This window comes from Leisingera sp. NJS201, assembly GCF_004535885.1.
Lineage (GTDB): Bacteria > Pseudomonadota > Alphaproteobacteria > Rhodobacterales > Rhodobacteraceae > Leisingera.
This window is the reverse complement of sequence record NZ_CP038234.1, coordinates 4167954-4186916: the sequence shown is the minus strand read 5'-3', so window position 1 is coordinate 4186916 and position 18963 is coordinate 4167954. Positions and strand designations below refer to the sequence as shown.

Below are 18963 nucleotides of genomic sequence, written 5' to 3'. Positions count from 1 at the left end.
TCAAGGTATTTCAACCGTCCAACAGCCGGTCCATGAAGGCTTTTGCCTGCTCAGCTTTGTGCCGCTTGCGTTCGGAGGCCGCCATGGTTTCCACCGCGTGTTTGCGCCCAAAGGCTTTGCGCAGCTGATCCATCATCCGCAGCTTTTGTGCCGTTGCCTGCGCCAGCTCCAGGTTCAATTGGCGCCGGGTGCGGGTATGCCAGCCTTGCCACAACAGATCTGCCCCCAAAGCCTTCATTGTGTGATCGCTGTCTGCCGGTTCCCGGGCGGCCTGCACTTGGCTGTTCAGTTTGGCCAACTGGCCGCGAAGTTGCGCCTCCCGGGCCAGAGCCGGCTGTATTTTCGCATGCTCCTGCATATACTGCGCTGCAGTCACTGCCGCCATCTGATCCAGCATCTTCTGCTTCATGTGATCTTTCCTTTAGCACGCTTGCGCATCTCTTCGGCAAACCGGATGGCCGCCGCCACCGGTGCATAATGCTCTTCCAGAATTTCGCCGCCGATCTCAATCGTGGCATGCAATGCCCGCGCTGTTGGCGGATCACTATGAATCGGAACGCCGTTTTCATTGGCAACACGCCGGATCGCCGCGGCCACTTCATCAACCCCTTTGGCAACGCAGACAGGCGCGGAACCCTTCTCGCGGCTCCATTGCAGGGCCACCGCATAGTGAGTCGGGTTGACAACCACGACGTCGGCTTTGGGCACATCGGCCATCATTTGCCCCATCGCGATCTGCTGGCCGCGCTGACGGCGCTGGCCTTTCATATGGGGATCGCCTTCGGACTCCTTCATTTCGTCCTGGATCTCCTTCCGGGACATCATGTTTTTGCGGTGGTGTTCCGCATGTTGAAAGGCCGCATCCACAATACCGATCGTTATCGCGATGAGCAGCGCCAAAAACAAAAACTCCATCGCCAGCTGCGACAGCATCAAGACAACAGACTGCGGGCCAGTGCCGGACGAAGCGATCATGTCCGGAAGCCGGTAAGACAGGTAGACGCCCAGGCAGATCGAATAGAGCACCAGCTTCACAAAACTTTTGAAAAACTCGAACAGCCCGGATCTGCCAAATTTGTTCTTGGCCCCCGAGATGAGAGAAATACGAGACAGCTTCGGCTCCAGCTTACTGGGCGCAAAAACCAGCGCACGCTGTCCGACAATCGACAACAGAACCAATGCAAAGGGCACCAGAAACCATGGCAGAGCAGGGCGCACGGCACTTTCGATGAAGCCCCCCACGGGGGCCGCAGCCGACCCTTCAAAAAACAGCGGGGCCAGCTTGTCCGGCTGGTCCAGAAAGGCCATCAGAGCAGTGCCTATCCCCTCAACGCTGCTGCTTCCGGCAGTGTAGACTGCGATGATCAGACCCAGATAGGCTGCGGCGACGGACAGATCCGTAGATTTGGCAACTTCGCCTTTCTCCCGGGCCTTGCGGAGTTTCTGTTCCGTCGGCTCGAATGACTTGTCTGAATCGTCGTCCTGGCCGCTCATGGCATTCCGCCTCCAGGATTCGACATAAACGTCATCAGAGCCCTGGACCAAACATCCAGGATCATCGGACTGCCGACCATCAGGATAAACAGGCCGCCGAAGGTAATCGCCGGCGCGCCGACCATGGCCACCATCAGCTGCGGCATAGCCCGGTTAATCACGCCCAGCGCCAAGTTGTAGATCACCGCTGTAATGACAAAAGGCGCCGCTAGCGTGAACGCCAGCGAAAAGCTTTGCGAAACCCGGTACACCCCCCATTCCGCCAAGCCGGAAGCCGCGGGAAACTGACCAGCAGGAAACAGCCGGTAGGAGCCAATGAGCAATTCCGCCGCCCGGATATGCAGACCCATCATGACAGCAAGGGTCACACCGGAAATCATCAGAACGGCCCCTAGAGCCGGCATTGGCTCTGCACCGATGCCGCCAAGAACCTGTGACAACGACGTGCTTTGCGCCGCCATGGTGCCGGCCGTCTGCAATGCCAATACAAAGATCCGGACACCAATCCCCAGTGCCAGGCCAATGATCGCTTCGGCAACAGCAATCCGGGCAAATTCTATCGCACCATCCGGCTCAGGAAGGGCCGGAAGTGCAGGCGCCACCACAAAAGTAAAGGCCGCAGCAACTGCAAGTTTGACCCGGGAGGGGACATACAGCTCACCCACCGCGGGCAGCACCGATACCATGGCCGACACCCGCAGAAATACGATTGCAGCATGCCAGAACCCTGCCCCAGCAGCGCTATAAGCTCTGGCGGCAGAAAGTTCAGGTTCATGCTTGCACCATTCCAACCAGGGCAGGCCGCGCCTCAAGGCCGATTTCTTCGAACGATAGAACCGGGTTGCTGATACCCCGTGATTTCAAAATGGTCTTCAGGTAACGGCGGCGGCGGGTCGAGGTCACAACCGCCGCAAACACACCTTGGTCGGTGATTGCCGACAGCTTCTCGGTCAGCCCATCCGCAAGCATATTGAACAAGTCGGGCGGCAAGGCAATGTCCAACCCGGCACCTTGCGCATCGACTTGATACGTTGAGAATTTGTCTTCCCATTCCGGTGCCAGCTGGATCAAAGGAATGGTCCCGTCCTCGCGTTTCATCTCGGCCACCAGCTGGAACCCCAGCCGCTGGCGCACATGTTCACAGATCAGCTCGGGCTGGGTGGTGTGTTGCCGGGCTTCGGCAATCGATTCCAAGATCAGCGGCATATTGCGGATGGAAACCCGCTCCTCCAGCAGCAGACGTAGCACCGAGTGAAGTGTATCCATCGGAACCTTGTCCGGCACCAGCGCATCCAGCAGCTTGCGGTTCGCTTCGGATCGGAAGTTATCGGAAAGCTGCGTCATCTCATCCAACAGGCGACGCAGCGATTTGAGTGTCAGCAAGCGGGAGAAATTCTGTTTGATGATCTCCAGCAGATGGGTTGCCAGGATTTCCGGCGGTGTGACCACAGTAGCCCCGGCCAGGGCGGCCTGTTCCTGCGACTTGGCTGAGATCCAGCGGGCCGGCGCGCCGTAGACCGGCTCAGTCACATCAGTGCCGGGTGGCAACGCGTCATGATTGTCCGGCATCAAGGCCAGAACCATGTCGGGATGCAAAGTGCCGCGCACCTGCTCAACCCCCTGCACTTTGACCACATAGGTGCCTCTTTCCAGCTCATGCTGATCAGTCAGCCGGATTTCCGGCAGGATCAGACCAAAGGTGGTGGCAATATGGGACCGCATGTTGGCAATGCGGGCATCAAGCCCGGTGCCGGCATCAAGTACCATGCTGACCAGATCCGGTGAAAACTCCAGATGCAGATCATCCAGATCCAGAATATCTCCGAGCGGCCGGCTTGCAGTAGGATCTGCGGCCTCTTCGATCTTTTCCTCGATCTCCGCCTCTGCATCATCCTGCTTCTTCTTTGCCATCCGGAAAGCCGCGTAGCCCAGCACACTGCCACCGGTCACAAAGGGCAGAAATGGCAGACCGGGAACCAGTGCAAACAGGACCATCAGCACCGCGACAGTAGTCAGCGCAGCGGGATGGCGGCCGAATTGCTCGAACAGGGCGGTATCGGTGGCACCGGTGGTGCCACCGCGAGCCAGCAGCAGCGCCGCTGCAATGGAAATGATCACAGATGGGATCTGCGACACCAGACCGTCGCCCACAGTCAGAATGGCATAGGTTTCAAACGCGCTGCCAACAGGCATGCCATGGACCAGAACGCCCATGATCAGCCCCATGACCAAGTTCAGCAAGGTGATCAAAAGCCCGGCAATGGCGTCGCCTTTGACAAATTTCGACGCGCCGTCGAGCGAACCAAAGAAAGTGGTTTCCTGCTGATCCCGCTCACGGCGTTCCTTGGCGGTCTGGTGGTCGATGGCGCCGGCTGACATGTCGGCGTCGATCGCCAGCTGTTTGCCTGGCATTCCATCCAGTGCAAAACGGGCACCCACTTCGGCCATCCTGGCGGCCCCTTGGTGATCACCATGAAGTTGACGATCAACAAAACTCCGAACACCACTAGACCCAGGAATACGCTGCCCCCCATCACAAATTGGGCGAAACCTTCGATCACATTGCCGGCCGCGTCGGTGCCGGAATGCCCCTGGCCGATGATCAGTTTGGTGGAGGATATGTTCAGTGACAGCCGAAGCATCAGCGAGGCCAGAAGGATCGTCGGAAATGAGGAAAAATCCAACGGCCGTTCAATGAACAGGGTGATGGTGAAGATCAGGATGGCAAGCCCAAAGGAGGCCGCCAGGCCAACATCCAGCACCCAGGCCGGCATCGGCAGGATCATCATCACAATAATCGCCATAAGCGCCAGCGCCAGCAGGACGGTCGGGCTGAAAAGTTGTTCAGTGGTAAGCTTAGGCACAGTTCAGGCCCCGCAAATTGCTAGATTCAAACTTATGGAATGCCTGGATTGGTGCCCAAGGATCCAATCTGAAGCGCATGTCCGTTTTCCGGAGCTTTGTCAGCACCTGCGGTTGCCGCGCCAATAGCCGTCTGCCAGCCAACCGGTGCCGACGATCAGGCTTTGCGATACCGGTTGCCGGCAATCGGTGCCTGTCAGTCTCAATCAAGTGAGATTTCAGAACGGAACTCGTTACAGAGCGCGCCCAGATTTCTGCGCCAATTGCGCGCAGAAACAGCCCTTTCAGGCAAAGTACTAAATAGTTTTCCGGCATTCTGCCCGTCCAAATCAGGATTCACCCGATCATCACGTTACCGGCAGCCCGTTGACAAAGTGTTATCAGCACAAACAAAGGCCGCCCTTGATCCGGGCGGCCTTTGTTTGTGTTAACATTCTGTCAGATCGCTGAAAATACTAAGGACTTTCCAAGTCTGTGCCAACTTTGCTCAACAGATCAGCAATGCCGCCACGTGTGCCCGCACTGCTTTCAACCAAGGCCCGTGCGTGAGCCAAAGGAGACAAGCCCTCTGGATCTTGCGCAGTTTCGCCAATTTGCGTGGTGACAGAAGCAACAGCACCGAATTGCGCGTCATCTCCAGTCTCCATCGCTTCTATGGCGCCCAGGTTTTCGGAATGCCAGAACCCGCGGGCGGCTGCGTTGGCCTCATCTTCGGCAAGAAGATACTCACCGGCCCGGTCATATTCACCATTGCGCCACAAGGCCGCCGCACGCATTTTGTTGGCTTCGGAACTTTCCAGCCCCATCAGCTCGACAAGGGCCCGATGCGGCTTGTCCAGCTCCAATGCGGCCTCGGCCATCATCAGGCGGCGGGCTTCGTTTTCCGGCTCCAGCGCAAGCTTGGTGAGCAGGCCCTGTGCTTGTTCGGCAAATCCAAGGTCCAGCAGCCTGCGGGCAACGGCCGGAGCTACCGATGCGGCTTCAGCCGCGCTGGCCTGACCAGAGAAAACCAGTGAGTACTGCAAAAATGTCACGTCATCTGCACGTTCTGCCAACAGCAGCATCAACGGCTCCAGCGCTGCCGACCGGGCATTCGGGCCGTCCTGCTCAGACAGGCTGTTCAGTTCTTGAAAAGCATCCTGAAACTGCCCCATCAGGGCCAGAGAAGCGACCTGCGCCTGACGCAACTCCGCTCCCAGCTCGGTTTCGCGGTTTTCAAGTTCGTAAGAGGCAATCAAATCCGGCACGTCAGGAGACAGCGCCTTGCGCTCCTTGACGCTAAGAGCAACCAGATCGATCAGTGCGGCCGGTGCATTGCCGTTCCGTTCTGCAACCTCGCTGGTCAGCTCTTCGGCCACCTTTTCGGTATCGCCTGCCAATTCGGCAATCGCCGCCTCAGCAAGGTTGATTTCCGGAACGTCCTCAACCCCGGTCCGGTCAACCGCTCTCAGCACTGCCTCGGCGATATGGTTATCTCCGGCTTCGGCAAACATCTTGCTGATCCGAGGCCCCAGGTGCACCCGCAGGTGAGTCGGCATTTTGGAGAACGCTTGCTGAATGGCGTCGGTGTTGGCGCTCTTCTTGACCAGGCCATCCGCCAAAGCGCCCCACAGGGCACTATCGCCTTCGCAGCCTTGCTGTCCTGAGAACGGGTGATTAACCGGCAGAACTGCTCCATCCATCAGCATCGCCATTGCATCAAGAAAGGCTATATCCGGCGCATCCTGATTTTCTGGAGGGAGAATAGTCAAAATGGAGCGAGCTTCGGCACCAAAGCCGAAATAGAGATACATCCGTGCGAGTGCAAATACACTCGCTGGATTCACATCATCGAATTCCCGGACCAATGCGCTGCGCACCGGTGCCAGCTGATCCGCAAACGGGCTTTCATTGCCCCAGGAATGAATGGCAACATCACGGTTTTGCAAACAATGCTCTGCTTCTCCGTTGCCACCAGTCAGGGCAGCCTTCAGCCCGGTTTCGCGATCGATTGCAGAGGTCACGGAGATGTGATCCAAAGGGTTCAACGGCCTGTCTGCACGGCCCAGAGGATCCAATACAGCAGTGCTATCGGCACCAGGAAGCCCATTTGCCGCAACACTCAAAAGTCCTTGATTTGCAGCCCGACCAATCTGTTGCAGCAACCGTTGCTCGGAATCTTGGACCGCGGCCGCGCGCTCAGTTTCTTCCAGGTTGAGCAGCACTCTGGTCTCAGGGAGCCCGGAAGCCGCATTGGCTTCAGCGGTTTCTGTCTGATCCGGAAAGCTGTTGCCATCCAACGGCAAGACGACTTCTACAGCTTCTTCTTGCTGTTTGGTTGCACTCAGTTCCGGTGCTTCTTCAGCGTCCTGCGGCCGGATTGTTTGCGCCGGATCCGCTCGCCCCGCAACAGCCGCTGCCAATTCCAGAGCCATCCGCGCGTCAGCTGCGGCCGATTGAGAGAAACTGAACCTGTAACCGCTCTGTGTGGCCTGCGGAGTGAGTGGCAGAATACTGCTAGTTGCAGAATACTGCCGCTGTGTTTCCGGTTTACCGCCATCACGTATATCAAGCACCAAGTAGCCATTCTTCTGAACATAAGACGTGACCGTGCAGTCACAGCCTAGCTGCAATCGAAGCGGCTGACCTGGCCCGTTCTGCACGAGTGATTGCAACCGGGTGCGAGGGATCAGGTTGAAGACACGTGAAGTATCGAAAACTGCCTGTGGCGCGTCAATGTTCACTGTCGCCGTCGTGCCGCTTTGAGCCAGCGACCAGTCCGCGCCATCCGGCAGGCGCATCACCAGGCGGGTGAAGCCGTTGTGCTCTCCTGACCGGGTCACAATTGTCTGCGCCTGGACAGCTCCTGCCGTCAGAAGCGCGACTGCAATGGCAAGTGCTCGCCAAATCATGCTGCGTCCTGTTTCACCGATTTGAGGGCTTCTTCAAGTTCAGCAAAGCCGGGACGGAAATGCGAAGGTGTGTTCTGGCGCCCGACTTCGATGCAGATTGCTGCTGCATGGTTGTGCAGATTGGCCACCAGAACCTCACGGATAAGCTGATAAAAATGCGCGTCTTCCTCGGTTACCGCTTTTACCTTGGTCGCAAAGGGACCCACGAGGCCATAAGCCAGGAACACGCCAAGAAAGGTACCGACCAGAGCGCCGCCAATCAGTTTACCCAGAACTTCCGGGGGTTGATCAATAGAGCCCATAGTTTTGATGATACCAAGCACCGCCGCAACAATTCCCAGCGCCGGCAGCCCGTCTGCCAGGGTTTGCAAAGCATGGCTGGAGTGCATTGCATGGTGCAGGTTGGCCTCCATGCGCTTTTCCAGCACTTCTTCCACCTGATGCGGATCGTCATAGTTCATCGAGGCCGACCGCATGGTGTCGCAAATCAGGTTCACTGTTTCCTTGTCTGCCAGAATCTTGGGGTATTTATTGAAGACAGAGGAGTTTTCGGGGTCTTCAATGTGTTGCTCCACTTCAACCGGATTCGCCCGCGCGATCCGGATCAGAGCAAACAGAAGGCACAGCAAGTCGCGGTAGTCGTCCGGTTTCCACTTAGGGCCCTTGAACACCTTACCGACGTCCTTCAACGTATGCTTGATGCCGCCCATATCGTTGCCGATCAGAAAAGCACCGGCTCCGGCACCACCGATCATCATCAACTCAAAGGGCATGGCCTTAATAATGATCGCCATCTTGCCGCCGGCCAGGAGATAGCCGCCGAACACCATGACAAAGATCACAACTATGCCTACAATCCCGATCATGGGTCCACTCCGAATTCCATTGGTTTTTATTAGCTTAGGCGAGTCTTCCTAAGGAAAGACTAAGCGGCGGCGGCCGAATTACTCCTTCGGCACTGCTCCGTTGCGGCCAGCCAAAACAACGCTGATAGTATAGGCGGCTTCCGGGCTCAGCCCTGCCATGATTCCCGCCGCAGCCTCGGGCTGCATCCGGGCGAGGAAACCAGCCGCAAAGGCAGGATCCATTTCCTCAAACAAAGCAGCGGCCTCTTTGGGTTTCATCTGTTCATAGACCGACGTAAGACGCGTCACATCCGCTTCGGTCGCACCATCCGCCAACGCGAGCGTTGCCCGTAAATTCTCTTCGGCCTGTTCCAGCGAAGCCAGTTTCTTGTCGATTGCCTGATCAGCAATTTCCAGGGCTTTCATCCGGTCCTGAATTTCCGCTTCACGAGCGGCCAGAGCCTGTTCCCGCTCCTTAAAGGCTGCCAGCATTGTTTGCAGCTCTGCAGATGTGGGCATCGATTCGCGCTGCGGCTCCCCCTTGTGAGGCTGCGCGTCGCCGCCGGGTTCCTGCAGGCTGGCCACTTCACGGGCAATTGCAGGCCCCGCTTCAAGAGCCAGCCGGACCGCAGCGGATCCCATCAGCAGCACCGCCAGCATCATCAAGGTGCCGCTGCGCCGGAACCGCCTGGTTTTCTTTGCTGCCTTTGCCATTACGCCACCCGATTCTGGCTGCGGTTATGCCGGACGAACATCAAGCCGGAAGGCTTTGCCTCGTCCTGTTCTTCAGCAGACGGCTGCGAATCGGCCTCGTATGCGGCCGCCATCGCGTCGTCCTCGGCCGAAGGTTTAGCTGCCGGAGCCGCAGTTCCGGCCTCGGGGATGTCATGCATGGATGCCATCATCAGTTCCAGCCGCTGAGCCACTGTTTCGGCCCGGCCCGTCAGTTGCTGCAGCGCCTTGCTGGAGCCGTCGGACACCTGTTGCGCCGATTGCAGTGACTTGTTCAGATCATCGACCTGGGCAGACAGGACGGCAACTGCACCGCCCACACCTTTTTCCAAATCATTGAACCGCTTCAGCCTGCGCGACAGTACCAGACAATAGAATCCGGCACCCAGCGCACCGGCCGCAAGCAGGATATCAGCAATAATTTCCATCCTGTCCTCCTAATTCAGTACGAAATCCATAATCAGCAGATCACGCACCCGGCCCTGGCCGGTTGCAATATTGATCCGCCGCAGCATCTGCGCCCTCAGTTTCGGCAGCGCCATCGGATCAGTCAGATCCTCTAGCTCCAGTGCTCTCAGGTAGCTGTTAAGGACATCGATAACCCGCGGGAGGATTTTCTCGACCTCGGCTTGGTGAGCCAGATCGACCTCAAGTTGCGCGCGGAACCGCAAATGCTTGATACCGCTGGCTTTACGCAGGGTAATCACAATCGGGTCCATTTCGATAAAGGCAAGATTGGCGATATCCTCCGCCGTCTCACCACTGTCCACGCCTTCTGGCGCCTCTTCGGCCGCATGCGCCGGTTCTGGCGCTGCTTTCTGACCAAAGGGAAGAAGGCCTGACTGTACGGCGAAGAAACCGCCGCCGCCGCCAGCCAATGCCAGCACCACCCCGATAATCAGGGGCAGTTTGCTTTTCTTGGCCGGGGCTTCTGCTTGTGTGTCTACTGCAGCGTCTGTCATGGCTATCCCTAAAACGTCGTGCAGCATCTTCATAACCTGCGAGGAACTAACCGAATGTTAAGGCCGATCCGTCAAAAGGGTTGCACGCCGGAGAGAACGCCGGTGCGACGGAGGTTAATGTGCAGCAGATCAAGAATGTCTGGGCTGAAATGGACATGCGAAAGCGTCTGATAGCCGTGGGTGCCACGGTAATCATGATTCTCAGCGTGATCGCGATGTCCCATGTGGCAAGCAAGCCAACAATGACACTGCTCTATGCCGGGCTGGAAAGCGGCTCGGCCGGAGATGTGGTGCGGGCGCTGGAACAGCGCGGTGCCCAATATGAAGTGCGTGGCAGCTCAATCTACGTGCCGTCAACGCAGCGTGACGAATTTCGGATGACACTGGCCAGCGAAGGCCTGCCCGCCAATGGCGGCAAAGGGTACGAGCTGCTCGATTCGCTCAGTGGCTTTGGCACCACCTCGCAGATGTTTGACGCCGCTTATTGGCGCGCAAAGGAAGGCGAGCTGGCCCGCACTATTGTTGGCAGCCCGCATGTAAGCCAGGCACGGGTGCATATCGCCAATGCCGGCTCGAATCCCTTTCAGCGCACCGTAGAACCCACCGCGTCGGTTTCAGTCGTACCGATGGGATCCCCGGTAACACCTGCGCAAGCAAATGCGATCCGCTTCCTCATTTCGTCTGCGGTGACCGGCCTTGCCGTTGAAAACGTTGCAGTGATTGATGCCAACGGCGCGTTGATCGGGTCTTCGGATGCCACTGCAGCCGCCGGTGCCGGGACCGATGACCGGTCCCAAACGCTGCGCGAACGTGTCATCCGATTGGTTGAGGCACGCGTCGGCCAGGGCAATGCAGTGGTGGAAGTGAGTGTCGCGACCGTCACCGACACCGAATCAATCCGGGAAAAGCGGGTGGACCCGAAAAGCCGTGTCGCCGTCAGCACTGACGTCGAGGAACGCGCCGACTCCTCTACCAACCAATCCGGAGAGGTCACGGTTGCCTCCAATATCCCCGACGGTGACGCGGCCTCTGGCCAGGGGTCAAAAGCCAATACCAGCGCCACCCGGGAGCGAATCAATTATGAAATTTCGGAAACCGAGAAAGAGATCCTCCGCGGTCCCGGGGCTATCAAGCGCCTGACTGTTGCAGTGCTGGTCAATGGCTCTGCGGTGACAAATGACGCAGGTGAAACTGTCTTCCAGCCCCGGCCGGAAGACGAATTGGCCGCCTTGCGGGAGTTGATTTCCGCCGCTGTCGGTTTTGACGCAGACCGCGGGGATGTGATTACGCTCAAGTCCATGGAGTTGCCGACAGTGGAACCGCAGGGGTCCGTGGCCACTGCGGGGTTCATGGACAACCTCTACTTTGATGCTATGTCGCTGATCCAGCTTGCGGCTCTGGCCCTGGTCAGCCTGATCCTGGGCCTGTTCGTCGTACGCCCGATCCTGTCGAATCAGGCAGCTCCGGTGGCGGCGCTGACTGGTCCGGATGGTGGCGGGCTGCCCGGGCTGCCAGGTGTTGGCGGCGACGGCTTCATGACTGCGCCTGAACTTGGTTCGGGACTCGCACTAGAGGGTGAAATTGAAAACAACGAAACCGGACAGTTCGAACCCTTGGGCGACCTGCCGGCAATGGGTACTGGCGGCGACATGATGGGGGCGGCCGGTTTTCCGGCACTGGGCGGCAGCATGGATGACCCGGTCGACCGTCTGCGCAACTTGATTGGCGAGCGGCAGGAAGAAACCGTCCAGATCCTGCGCGGTTGGCTGGAAGAAAACAAGGAGCAAGCCTGATGACGATTGCACATTTGCTCGAAGACTTCGCAATGAACACCTCGGCAGAGCCTGCCCTGCCCGCGGTTTCCGAGGAACTCATAGAAGAGCAGCGGCTGGCTTCCTTTGAGAACGGCTACAGCGCCGGGTGGGATGATGCCGTAACGGCCAAAGACCAGGAAAGCAGCCGTATTTCGACCGAGCTGGCCAATTCTCTGGAAGATCTCAGTTTCACTTATCACGAAGCCCAAAGTCAGCTGCTCGATTCGCTGGACCCGATGTTCAAGGTGCTGACCAGTGCAGTGCTGCCAGATGCCATGGCTGCCTCTTTCGGGCATCATATCGTCGATCAGCTTGCTGATATGGCCAAAGGCCAGACCGACCAGCCGATGCAGATCGTGGTCGCTCCCGGGGAGGCGGCACCAGTGCGCAGCCTGTTGCCGGACAATTTTTCCGTTCCGGTCACAGTGCAGGAAGACAGTGTGCTGTCTGCCGGCCAAGCCTATCTGCGCATTGGCAGCACCGAATGCGAAATCAATTGCGACGCCCTTCTAGAATCGATCCAGGACTCGATAGAGGCCTTCACCTATCACGCGAAAGAGGACAGCCAGTATGGATGATGCTGCCGACCTGAATATGAAATCCGCTGATGCAAACAATCCCTTTGTTTCGGTTCCCGTCGAAGTAGTTGTCTCGGTCGGCAAAGCCCGGCCGCTGATCCGTGACCTGGTCAGCCTTGGCGAAAACGCGATTCTCACTTTGGATAAACGGGTTGAAGACCCCGTGGATCTTTACGTCGGCGACCGGCTGGTCGCCCGTGGCCAGCTCGAAGAGCTGGAGGGAGATCAGGCTGGCCAGCTGGCCGTGCGCCTGACAGAAATTGCTGATCTTCAAAGCGGTTTGGGATGACACACAAGACTATTGTGCGGGCGGCCCTGGCTGCAGCAATCCTGCTGGCCATGCCGCACACCGCCCTGGCTCAAGAACTGAGCCTTTCGCTGGCAGACGGCGAATCGATCTCCGCCCGCTCGATCCAGCTGATCCTGCTGATTACTGTGCTCAGCCTGGCTCCGGGCCTGCTGATCATGATCACCTGTTTTCCATTCCTGGTGACAGTTCTATCGATTCTGCGTCAAGGCATCGGGCTGCAGCAAGCACCGCCCAACATGCTGATCATCAGTCTGGCGCTGTTTCTGACCTATTTTGTGATGGAACCCGTCTTTACCGAGGCCTGGACCACTGGCATCAATCCGCTGCTGGAAGAAAGGCTGGAACCGGGCGTGGCCATCACCCGCAGCTTGGAGCCCTTCCGTGCCTTCATGGCGAACCGGTTGGATCCGGACACATTTTATGCAATTGCGGATCTCAGGCCGGAAACCCAGGGCATGGATCCCGTGGCCGAAGCTCCGTTATCGGCGCTGGTCCCTAGCTTCCTGCTGTCGGAAATTTCGCGCGCTTTTCAAATCGGGTTTCTCGTCTTCCTGCCATTTCTGGTCATTGATCTTGTTGTTGCTGCAGTCCTGATGTCCATGGGGATGATGATGGTGCCGCCTGCTATCGTGTCCCTGCCCTTCAAACTGGCATTTTTTGTAGTCGCAGATGGCTGGAGCCTGATCGCCACCGCTCTGGTACGCAGCTACTACCCCTGAACCCTGCCAATGGTCTGGAAAAGGTAGCCCTGCACATCGCGCAGATACAAAAAGCACAGACCAAAGCCCCAACTGCGTTTGTTTGCGATCAGGCGTTTCAGTTTCAGCCAATCGGCAATCTCTTCGTACTCGTCACTCAGGACAGGGCTGTAGCGATAGAGGGTCTCGCTGACTTGAAACGCCCGGCAGGCCTGTGCGATACAGACCCCATGTTATGCGGCCGCATTCGCGGCCGCCTCTCGCCTATGAGACTGCCTTAACGCTTTTTTTCACAAGCTTCCTTCAGCAACTCGTTCTGCATACTCACCTCGGCACACATCTTCTTAAGACGCCGGCTCTGTTCCGCCATGTCTTTCATCTCAGCGATCAAAGACGCGTCCATGCCGCCGAATTTGGCCCGTCACTTGCAGAAACTTGCACTGCTCATCCCATGTCCACGGCACAGTTCAGACACCGGTACACCGCCCTTCGCCTGCTTCAGGAAGCCCAGATCTGTGAGTCGCTAAATCGTCCGTTCTTCATTCAAAATCTCCTCAGAGATCTTGCCGGGAGAATTCCACTATTGAACACCGTTGATTTCAGGGTGGATTACCGATGGACTGAGCGCTTTCGAAGCTGCCTGTGGCGAGGCGCTGTCCCGCATCGCTAACACCGCCTGTGTCATTCTCAAAATCCAGGCAAGACATCGGATTCCGTCGCCGCATCAGGCACGGCAGTTATGGGGGCTGATTTAATATTCTACGTCCTGCCGGCATGTCGCGATACACAAAAAAGGCCCTGGCTTTTGCAAGCAAAGCCAGGGCTCTTCACTAGTCTGCTTTTACTGGCCTAACGGACGACAAATTCTGCATGCAATGCGCCGGCCGCTTTCAGGCTTTTGAGGATATCGATCATGTCCCGCGGCGACACGCCCAAGGCATTCAAACCTGCCACGACTTCGGACAGCGAAGTCGTCTCCGGCACTTCGGCAAGTTGGACGCCCTCTTCTTCCTCAATAGCTGCACCTGTGCGCGGAACAACAACCGATTCGCCATTTGCGAAGGGATTGGGCTGCACCACCAGCGGCGTCTCTTCGATCCGCAAAGTGAGGTTTCCTTGAGCCACAGCAACACGGGAAATCCGCACGTCGCTGCCCATCACAATCGTACCGGAACGCTGATCCACCACAACCCGCGCCTTGCGCTGAGGTTCAACCAGGATATTCTCGATCCGGCCCACGGCGTGAGCCGTCGAACGGGTATTTGTTCGCTTGATATCGATCTCGACAGTTCCGGAATCCCGCATCAGGGCAACGTTGCGGCCAAACTCATCGTTGATCGCCCGTTCAATCCGGCCAGCAGTAGTGAAATCCGGCTCCCGCAGGGCCAGACGCATGGAGCTAAGAGAAGACAGATCAAAGCCGATCTCACGTTCGACCCGGGCGCCCGAAGGGATCACACCGGCCGTTGGCACCCCTTGGGTTACCGTGGCCGCGTTACCTTCGGCCACCGCTCCACCCGCCAGGATTGTACCTTGGGAGACGGCATAAATCTGCCCGTCCGCAGCATTGAGCGGTGTCATGATCAGGGTGCCGCCCAAGAGGCTCTTGGAATCACCGATAGCTGACACTGTTACATCAATGGTGCTTCCAACCCGGGCAAAAGGCGGCAGTGTGGCGGTTACAAAGACAGCAGCAACGTTTTTTGGCCGGAACTGCTCACCGGTCACATTGACACCTAGCCGCTCCAGTATGTTGGACATGATTTCTTCGGTGAACGGCGAATTCCGCAGCCCGTCACCGGTGCCGTCCAAGCCGACGACCAGGCCGTAACCGACCAGATCGTTGCCGCGGACGCCATCAAATTCAACCAGGTCTTTGAGACGGATGGTATTTGCCTGCGCCACTGCGGGCAGCAGGAACAGGCAAGTGAAAAAGAGGCGAAGAAATACCAGCATCAGAGATAGTTCAACAATGAGAGCTGCGAGCTGCGCGAAGTGATTGTATAAAGACCTTCAAGCTGTGTTTGCGCTTCTTCCAGCCGTGTATAGGTTTCATAGGGATCAGCTGAGACCAGGTTGTTTTTAACAATGCTCAAACTGGTTTTCGAAGCTTCATTGCGGGTGTTCACCGCTTCAAGCTGGCCTTCGATAAAACCGACATCCGCTTGCAGCTGGATCAGATTGTCCACGCTATCCGTAAGTTCGCTGCTGGCCTGGCGGACCAGGTCAATTTTCACATCGTCCGTCAAACCGAGACTGGGTTCATCTGCCAAAGCTGTAATGACGTAACTTTGCAACGCGTGCTTTAGGTTGTCGTCATCCGCACGGATGCCCAGTGTAACCTGTTCACCCTCGCCCACGGTGACAGGCTGCAGCGATGTGGTGGAACCGCTGTACATCACAGTGTCGAATCCAGCTGGATCATCAAACCAGTCCTTCACGGCTTGAATAATGTCATTGCTTGTCGTCAATCCGGAGACCTCAGTGAGGATGGAACTCATAAGGGTGCCGGTGTCATTGAGCGGCTTGGTATCCGTTGCAGTGCCCGCAAAGACTGCCCGCCCGCCAACGGAGGCATTCAAAAGATTAATTGCACTGGATATTCTTTGCTTGGCTTGACTTCCGAATTGCTGAGCATTGTCCACGTCAATAGCGGACGACAGCGTCAGGATGTCATTCCGCATAGCTTGCACCTGGCTCTGAACCTTGTCGAGGCTGCTTTGTGTTGTGGTGGCAAACAGCTGCACTTCTCTATTGGTGACAGTATAGCTGTCGAGCCGGTTCAGGGTGCTTTCGAGATCCGCCAGATAGGTATAGTCACCGCCCAGCCGCTCGGTCAGGTTGGACGATTTTCCGGTAGCAAACTCTTCGGAGAGCGTGGTTATATTCTGCTGCAATTCCGCATTGCGGCTGCGGAGAAAGAGGTGCTGCGCCATATCACCATAGGAATTCAAAATCATGCGTCAGATCCTCAATAGTGTATCCATAAGTTCGTCGACAACGCTGATCACCCGGGCATTGGCCTGGTAGTACTTTTCCACCAGCAACAGGTTCTGCAATTCAGCATCCGTATCAACGCCAAGCCCCAGTTCCGCTTGGCTCAATTCGTTGAAACTGGCCGCCGCAAAGGTCGATGCGCGTGACGCTGTTTCATTGTCCTGGGCGAACCGCGACAACAGGTTTGCACTCAGCGTCGAGGCTGTCATGTTCGCTGTGCCTAGCCCGACAGAAGATACCGTCCGGGTGGTGTTCAACGTGTCGGAGTAAGCCTGCAGCAAGCTGGAATCACCTGGATCACCTTGACCCGCTGCATATAGGCCGTCGCGGAACCGCCATGTTTCTCCGGTGCCGTCCAAAGCCACCAGATCATTCAATTCAATGCGGTTAGAGATACCGACGAAGTTTGCCGGGTCATGGAAACCGCCATCATCCGTGAAGATGCCGGCGTCGGCGACGCCAATGGTGGCATCCAGTGCAGGATCCTGAAACCGCTCGATCAGATCAGCGGCCATTGTGTCAAGATCCTCTTGCGCTTCCACAGCTGTTACATCCCGGATTTCGAACTGGGCTGTAAGCATGCCACCCCGAAGTGGCCCGTCCGGGCTGGTGTCAATCACCTTGCCGTTGACCTCAAGGCCGGAAATCAATGCATTGCCCAGTGTCATGTGCGGAAGGATATCCCGCGACGGAGTAAAGCTCAGCTCCGACGCTTTGCCATCCAACAACATAACCCCGCCGGTTGAGTAGAGCGTCAATTGGCCATTACCGCGTCGGACAACATTGACTGGAATGATTTCGTTAACCTGATCAACCAGTTGATCCCGCTGGTCATGCATCGCCACTGCATCCATGCCACCGGCTTCGACGACCATAATACGGGCATTCAGTTTTTCGATTTCCTTCAGCGCCTGGTTCACGGTTTCAACCTGAGAGCCGATCGCATTGTCCGCGTTGATCCTCAGATCCCGCAACCCTTCAGCCGTGCGGGAAATCGAGTCGGCCAGCGAATTCGCCTTCACAGCCAAATCATTCAGCCTGGGCTGTGAATCCGGGCGAGAGACTGCCTCAATAATTGAAGACTCGAAATCCGATAGGTGCGAAGCCAGTGACATTTCGTCATCAACTGTGCCAACCAGGTCGGACATTCGGCCGTAGAAATCAGACTGGATCCTGGACGCGCCGTAGTCTGCCTCAGCAACTCTGCGGTTAGTGATCAGAACCGGGTCGTTGATGCGCTGAACATGCCCGACCCGGACGCCGGGAACACCCGCTCCAGGGCTGTTCAGATCCAACACCCGGCGCGAGTAACCAGGTGTCAAAGCGTTGGCCAGGTTTTCCGAAACCACTTGCGAGGACCGGCTGGCCGCGGTCAACCCGCTCATCGCGCTGTTCAGGGCGGAGTAAATAGACATGTTCAGCCTGCTTTCGTGAAGCCAATGTCAGGGGGCATCAAGCGCATTAGCGCTTGATGTTGGTGGTTTCCTGCAGCATTTCGTCAACCGTCTGGATGACCTTGGCGTTGGACGAATAGGCGCGCTGGGTCTGGATCATATCCGTCAGTTCGGTCGCCACATCCACAGCGGATTCTTCCTGGGCATAACCCAGAATTTCACCCGTCGGCCCGTCACCGGCATCCCAAAGATAGAAATCCCCGGACTCATCAGTCGGCATGTAAGTTTGCGAATCCAATGCCCGCATACCGTTGACGTTGGAAACATCTGCCAAAGGAACCTTGTAGATCACCTTGGTATCGCCAGAGTCATATTCTGCTATGACTTCACCGCTCTCGTTGATCTCAACCGAGACAAAGGAACCAACGGGATTGCCGTCTTTTTCAGTGGTGCCTGGAACGAATTCATCACCGAGCTGGCTCATACCGGTGTTGCCGCCGATGGTGCCAATGTTAATTTCGACCGGCCCGCCCGCAACGTTAATTGTCACTGACCCTGCGGCGCCATCGTATGCACCGCCGGTAACAGTTGCCACGCTCGCAAGAGAACCGCCCGTGGTACTGCTGTCATCGAAAGTCAGCGTGTATTCCCCGATATTGGCCGCCCCTGTTGCCGAATCAACAATCTCCATCGTCCATTCATTGGTGCCAGACGTTGCCGGCAGTGTCGCAACATTGGGCGTGTAGGTAATGGTTAGTTCTTCGGCGTTGCCCATGTTGTCATAATACAAAACAACCTGTTCTACGGGATCGCCAGACGCTCCAACATCTGTCTCATCTGCGGGCAGGTTGGCAGTCAGGCTGATTTCTGTTGTTGGTTCCGCAGATAGCCGGTTCAGGTCGACATGGATCGGTTCCAACGCATCAGATGTATCGCGTGCCGCATCCGGCACTGTACCATCAGCCAGCGCCGGCCAGCCCATCAGCACCAGGCCCGATTCTGTCGTCAAGTATCCATTGGAATCTGTACGGAAAGACCCGGTCGTGGTCAGCATCATTAACGGGTCGCCGCCAGCCTCCACTTCAGTAATCGAGGCCACAGGCAGCATGCCTCTTCCGCGCACGGCGAGATCAGTGGCATTGTTGGTCGATACCAGCGGGCCGCGCTCATCAATCAGGCGGACATTGGTGGTGCGGACACCACCAGCCGAATAGGTGCCTCCTGAATTCGACAGGACCATGGAATGGAAATCAGTTTCAACCCGTTTGTACCCGCGGGTCGAGGAATTGGCGATGTTATCGGAAATGGAAGCCAACCGGCTGGCGTTGGCGCTCAATCCTGAAACACCCGCGTTCAGCGACGAAGAAATGGTCATAGCGCGCCTTT

15 protein-coding genes and 3 pseudogenes are annotated in these 18963 nt (G+C 57.1%); 4 read left to right on the top strand and 14 right to left on the bottom strand.

What is annotated here, in order from left to right; genetic code table 11:
- Positions 1-10 precede the first annotated feature (10 nt).
- The 9 genes and pseudogenes from ETW23_RS20705 to fliL all read right to left on the bottom strand — a co-directional run bounded on the left by ETW23_RS20705 (position 11) and on the right by fliL (position 9786).
- Positions 11-409 (bottom strand): hypothetical protein, encoded by a 399-nt coding sequence (locus ETW23_RS20705; RefSeq protein ID WP_134831114.1) that lies wholly within the window; start codon positions 407-409, stop codon positions 11-13.
- Complete coding sequence (flhB, locus tag ETW23_RS20700) at positions 406-1494, bottom strand: flagellar type III secretion system protein FlhB (RefSeq protein ID WP_134831113.1); 1089 nt, start codon at positions 1492-1494, stop codon at positions 406-408. Before flhB ends, ETW23_RS20705 begins: the two co-directional genes overlap by 4 nt.
- Positions 1491-2269: pseudogene (locus ETW23_RS20695) on the bottom strand (flagellar biosynthetic protein FliR). Before ETW23_RS20695 ends, flhB begins: the two are co-directional and overlap by 4 nt.
- Positions 2266-4358, bottom strand: a pseudogene (flhA, locus tag ETW23_RS20690) (flagellar biosynthesis protein FlhA). Before flhA ends, ETW23_RS20695 begins: the two co-directional pseudogenes overlap by 4 nt.
- Before the next feature lie 453 nt (positions 4359-4811).
- Positions 4812-7247, bottom strand: coding sequence for a hypothetical protein (locus tag ETW23_RS20685; protein ID WP_205879923.1), 2436 nt, complete (start codon positions 7245-7247; stop codon positions 4812-4814).
- A complete protein-coding gene (gene motA / locus ETW23_RS20680) occupies positions 7244-8113 on the bottom strand; it encodes a flagellar motor stator protein MotA (protein WP_027257081.1) in 870 nt (289 codons plus the stop codon). Before motA ends, ETW23_RS20685 begins: the two co-directional genes overlap by 4 nt.
- Before the next feature lie 78 nt (positions 8114-8191).
- Positions 8192-8806 carry a MotE family protein gene (locus tag ETW23_RS20675; protein WP_129372541.1) on the bottom strand — a complete coding sequence of 205 codons (615 nt, stop codon included), beginning with the start codon at positions 8804-8806 and terminating at the stop codon, positions 8192-8194.
- Positions 8806-9252, bottom strand: coding sequence for a hypothetical protein (locus tag ETW23_RS20670; RefSeq protein WP_129372542.1), 447 nt, complete (start codon positions 9250-9252; stop codon positions 8806-8808). Before ETW23_RS20670 ends, ETW23_RS20675 begins: the two co-directional genes overlap by 1 nt.
- A 9-nt stretch (positions 9253-9261) precedes the next feature.
- A complete protein-coding gene (fliL, locus tag ETW23_RS20665; protein ID WP_134831370.1) occupies positions 9262-9786 on the bottom strand; it encodes a flagellar basal body-associated protein FliL in 525 nt (174 codons plus the stop codon).
- 119 nt (positions 9787-9905) lie between these two features.
- Here fliL and fliF point away from each other — a divergent pair, with 119 nt between their 5' ends.
- From fliF to fliP, 4 genes are read left to right on the top strand one after another with little or no spacing between them, the layout of a single operon-like run.
- Positions 9906-11579, top strand: a complete 1674-nt coding sequence (fliF, locus tag ETW23_RS20660) for a flagellar basal-body MS-ring/collar protein FliF (RefSeq protein WP_129372544.1) — start codon at positions 9906-9908, stop codon at positions 11577-11579.
- The gene (locus tag ETW23_RS20655) at positions 11579-12178 is read left to right on the top strand and encodes an ABC transporter ATP-binding protein (RefSeq protein ID WP_134831112.1); all 600 of its coding nucleotides are present in this window, start codon (positions 11579-11581) and stop codon (positions 12176-12178) included. Before fliF ends, ETW23_RS20655 begins: the two co-directional genes overlap by 1 nt.
- Positions 12171-12467: a FliM/FliN family flagellar motor C-terminal domain-containing protein gene (locus ETW23_RS20650; RefSeq protein ID WP_027257075.1), complete on the top strand. Its 297-nt coding sequence runs from the start codon at positions 12171-12173 to the stop codon at positions 12465-12467. Before ETW23_RS20655 ends, ETW23_RS20650 begins: the two co-directional genes overlap by 8 nt.
- Positions 12464-13207 (top strand): flagellar type III secretion system pore protein FliP, encoded by a 744-nt coding sequence (gene fliP, locus ETW23_RS20645; protein WP_129372546.1) that lies wholly within the window; start codon positions 12464-12466, stop codon positions 13205-13207. Before ETW23_RS20650 ends, fliP begins: the two co-directional genes overlap by 4 nt.
- On the opposite strand, the pseudogene ETW23_RS20640 reads toward fliP, so the two are convergent.
- From ETW23_RS20640 to ETW23_RS20620, 5 genes and pseudogenes are all read right to left on the bottom strand, one after another.
- A pseudogene (locus ETW23_RS20640) lies at positions 13207-13729 on the bottom strand (transposase); the annotation flags it as partial. The gene fliP and the pseudogene ETW23_RS20640 sit on opposite strands and share 1 nt — an antisense overlap.
- Before the next feature lie 306 nt (positions 13730-14035).
- A complete protein-coding gene (locus tag ETW23_RS20635) occupies positions 14036-15142 on the bottom strand; it encodes a flagellar basal body P-ring protein FlgI (protein ID WP_129372711.1) in 1107 nt (368 codons plus the stop codon).
- The gene (locus ETW23_RS20630) at positions 15142-16146 is read right to left on the bottom strand and encodes a flagellin (protein ID WP_134831111.1); all 1005 of its coding nucleotides are present in this window, start codon (positions 16144-16146) and stop codon (positions 15142-15144) included. Before ETW23_RS20630 ends, ETW23_RS20635 begins: the two co-directional genes overlap by 1 nt.
- A gap of 3 nt (positions 16147-16149) precedes the next feature.
- On the bottom strand, positions 16150-17598 hold the full coding sequence (gene flgK / locus ETW23_RS20625) for a flagellar hook-associated protein FlgK (RefSeq protein WP_134831110.1): 1449 nt from the start codon (positions 17596-17598) through the stop codon (positions 16150-16152).
- Between the two features lie 46 nt (positions 17599-17644).
- Entirely contained in the window at positions 17645-18952 is a 1308-nt protein-coding gene (locus ETW23_RS20620; RefSeq protein WP_129372708.1) for a flagellar hook protein FlgE, read from the bottom strand.
- Positions 18953-18963: the final 11 nt, after the last annotated feature.

What these genes read in the sequence shown, in the direction of transcription:
- ETW23_RS20685 (WP_205879923.1), bottom strand. Translation starts at nt 7,247, where the DNA reads ATGATTTGGCGAGCACTTGCCATTGCAGTCGCGCTTCTGACGGCAGGA.
- fliP (WP_129372546.1), top strand. Translation starts at nt 12,464, where the DNA reads ATGACACACAAGACTATTGTGCGGGCGGCCCTGGCTGCAGCAATCCTG.
- ETW23_RS20630 (WP_134831111.1), bottom strand. Translation starts at nt 16,146, where the DNA reads ATGATTTTGAATTCCTATGGTGATATGGCGCAGCACCTCTTTCTCCGC.
- motA (WP_027257081.1), bottom strand. Translation starts at nt 8,113, where the DNA reads ATGATCGGGATTGTAGGCATAGTTGTGATCTTTGTCATGGTGTTCGGC.
- ETW23_RS20705 (WP_134831114.1), bottom strand. Translation starts at nt 409, where the DNA reads ATGAAGCAGAAGATGCTGGATCAGATGGCGGCAGTGACTGCAGCGCAG.
- ETW23_RS20635 (WP_129372711.1), bottom strand. Translation starts at nt 15,142, where the DNA reads ATGCTGGTATTTCTTCGCCTCTTTTTCACTTGCCTGTTCCTGCTGCCC.
- ETW23_RS20675 (WP_129372541.1), bottom strand. Translation starts at nt 8,806, where the DNA reads ATGGCAAAGGCAGCAAAGAAAACCAGGCGGTTCCGGCGCAGCGGCACC.
- fliL (WP_134831370.1), bottom strand. Translation starts at nt 9,786, where the DNA reads ATGACAGACGCTGCAGTAGACACACAAGCAGAAGCCCCGGCCAAGAAA.
- ETW23_RS20655 (WP_134831112.1), top strand. Translation starts at nt 11,579, where the DNA reads ATGACGATTGCACATTTGCTCGAAGACTTCGCAATGAACACCTCGGCA.
- flhB (WP_134831113.1), bottom strand. Translation starts at nt 1,494, where the DNA reads ATGAGCGGCCAGGACGACGATTCAGACAAGTCATTCGAGCCGACGGAA.
- flgK (WP_134831110.1), bottom strand. Translation starts at nt 17,598, where the DNA reads ATGTCTATTTACTCCGCCCTGAACAGCGCGATGAGCGGGTTGACCGCG.
- ETW23_RS20650 (WP_027257075.1), top strand. Translation starts at nt 12,171, where the DNA reads ATGGATGATGCTGCCGACCTGAATATGAAATCCGCTGATGCAAACAAT.
- ETW23_RS20670 (WP_129372542.1), bottom strand. Translation starts at nt 9,252, where the DNA reads ATGGAAATTATTGCTGATATCCTGCTTGCGGCCGGTGCGCTGGGTGCC.
- ETW23_RS20620 (WP_129372708.1), bottom strand. Translation starts at nt 18,952, where the DNA reads ATGACCATTTCTTCGTCGCTGAACGCGGGTGTTTCAGGATTGAGCGCC.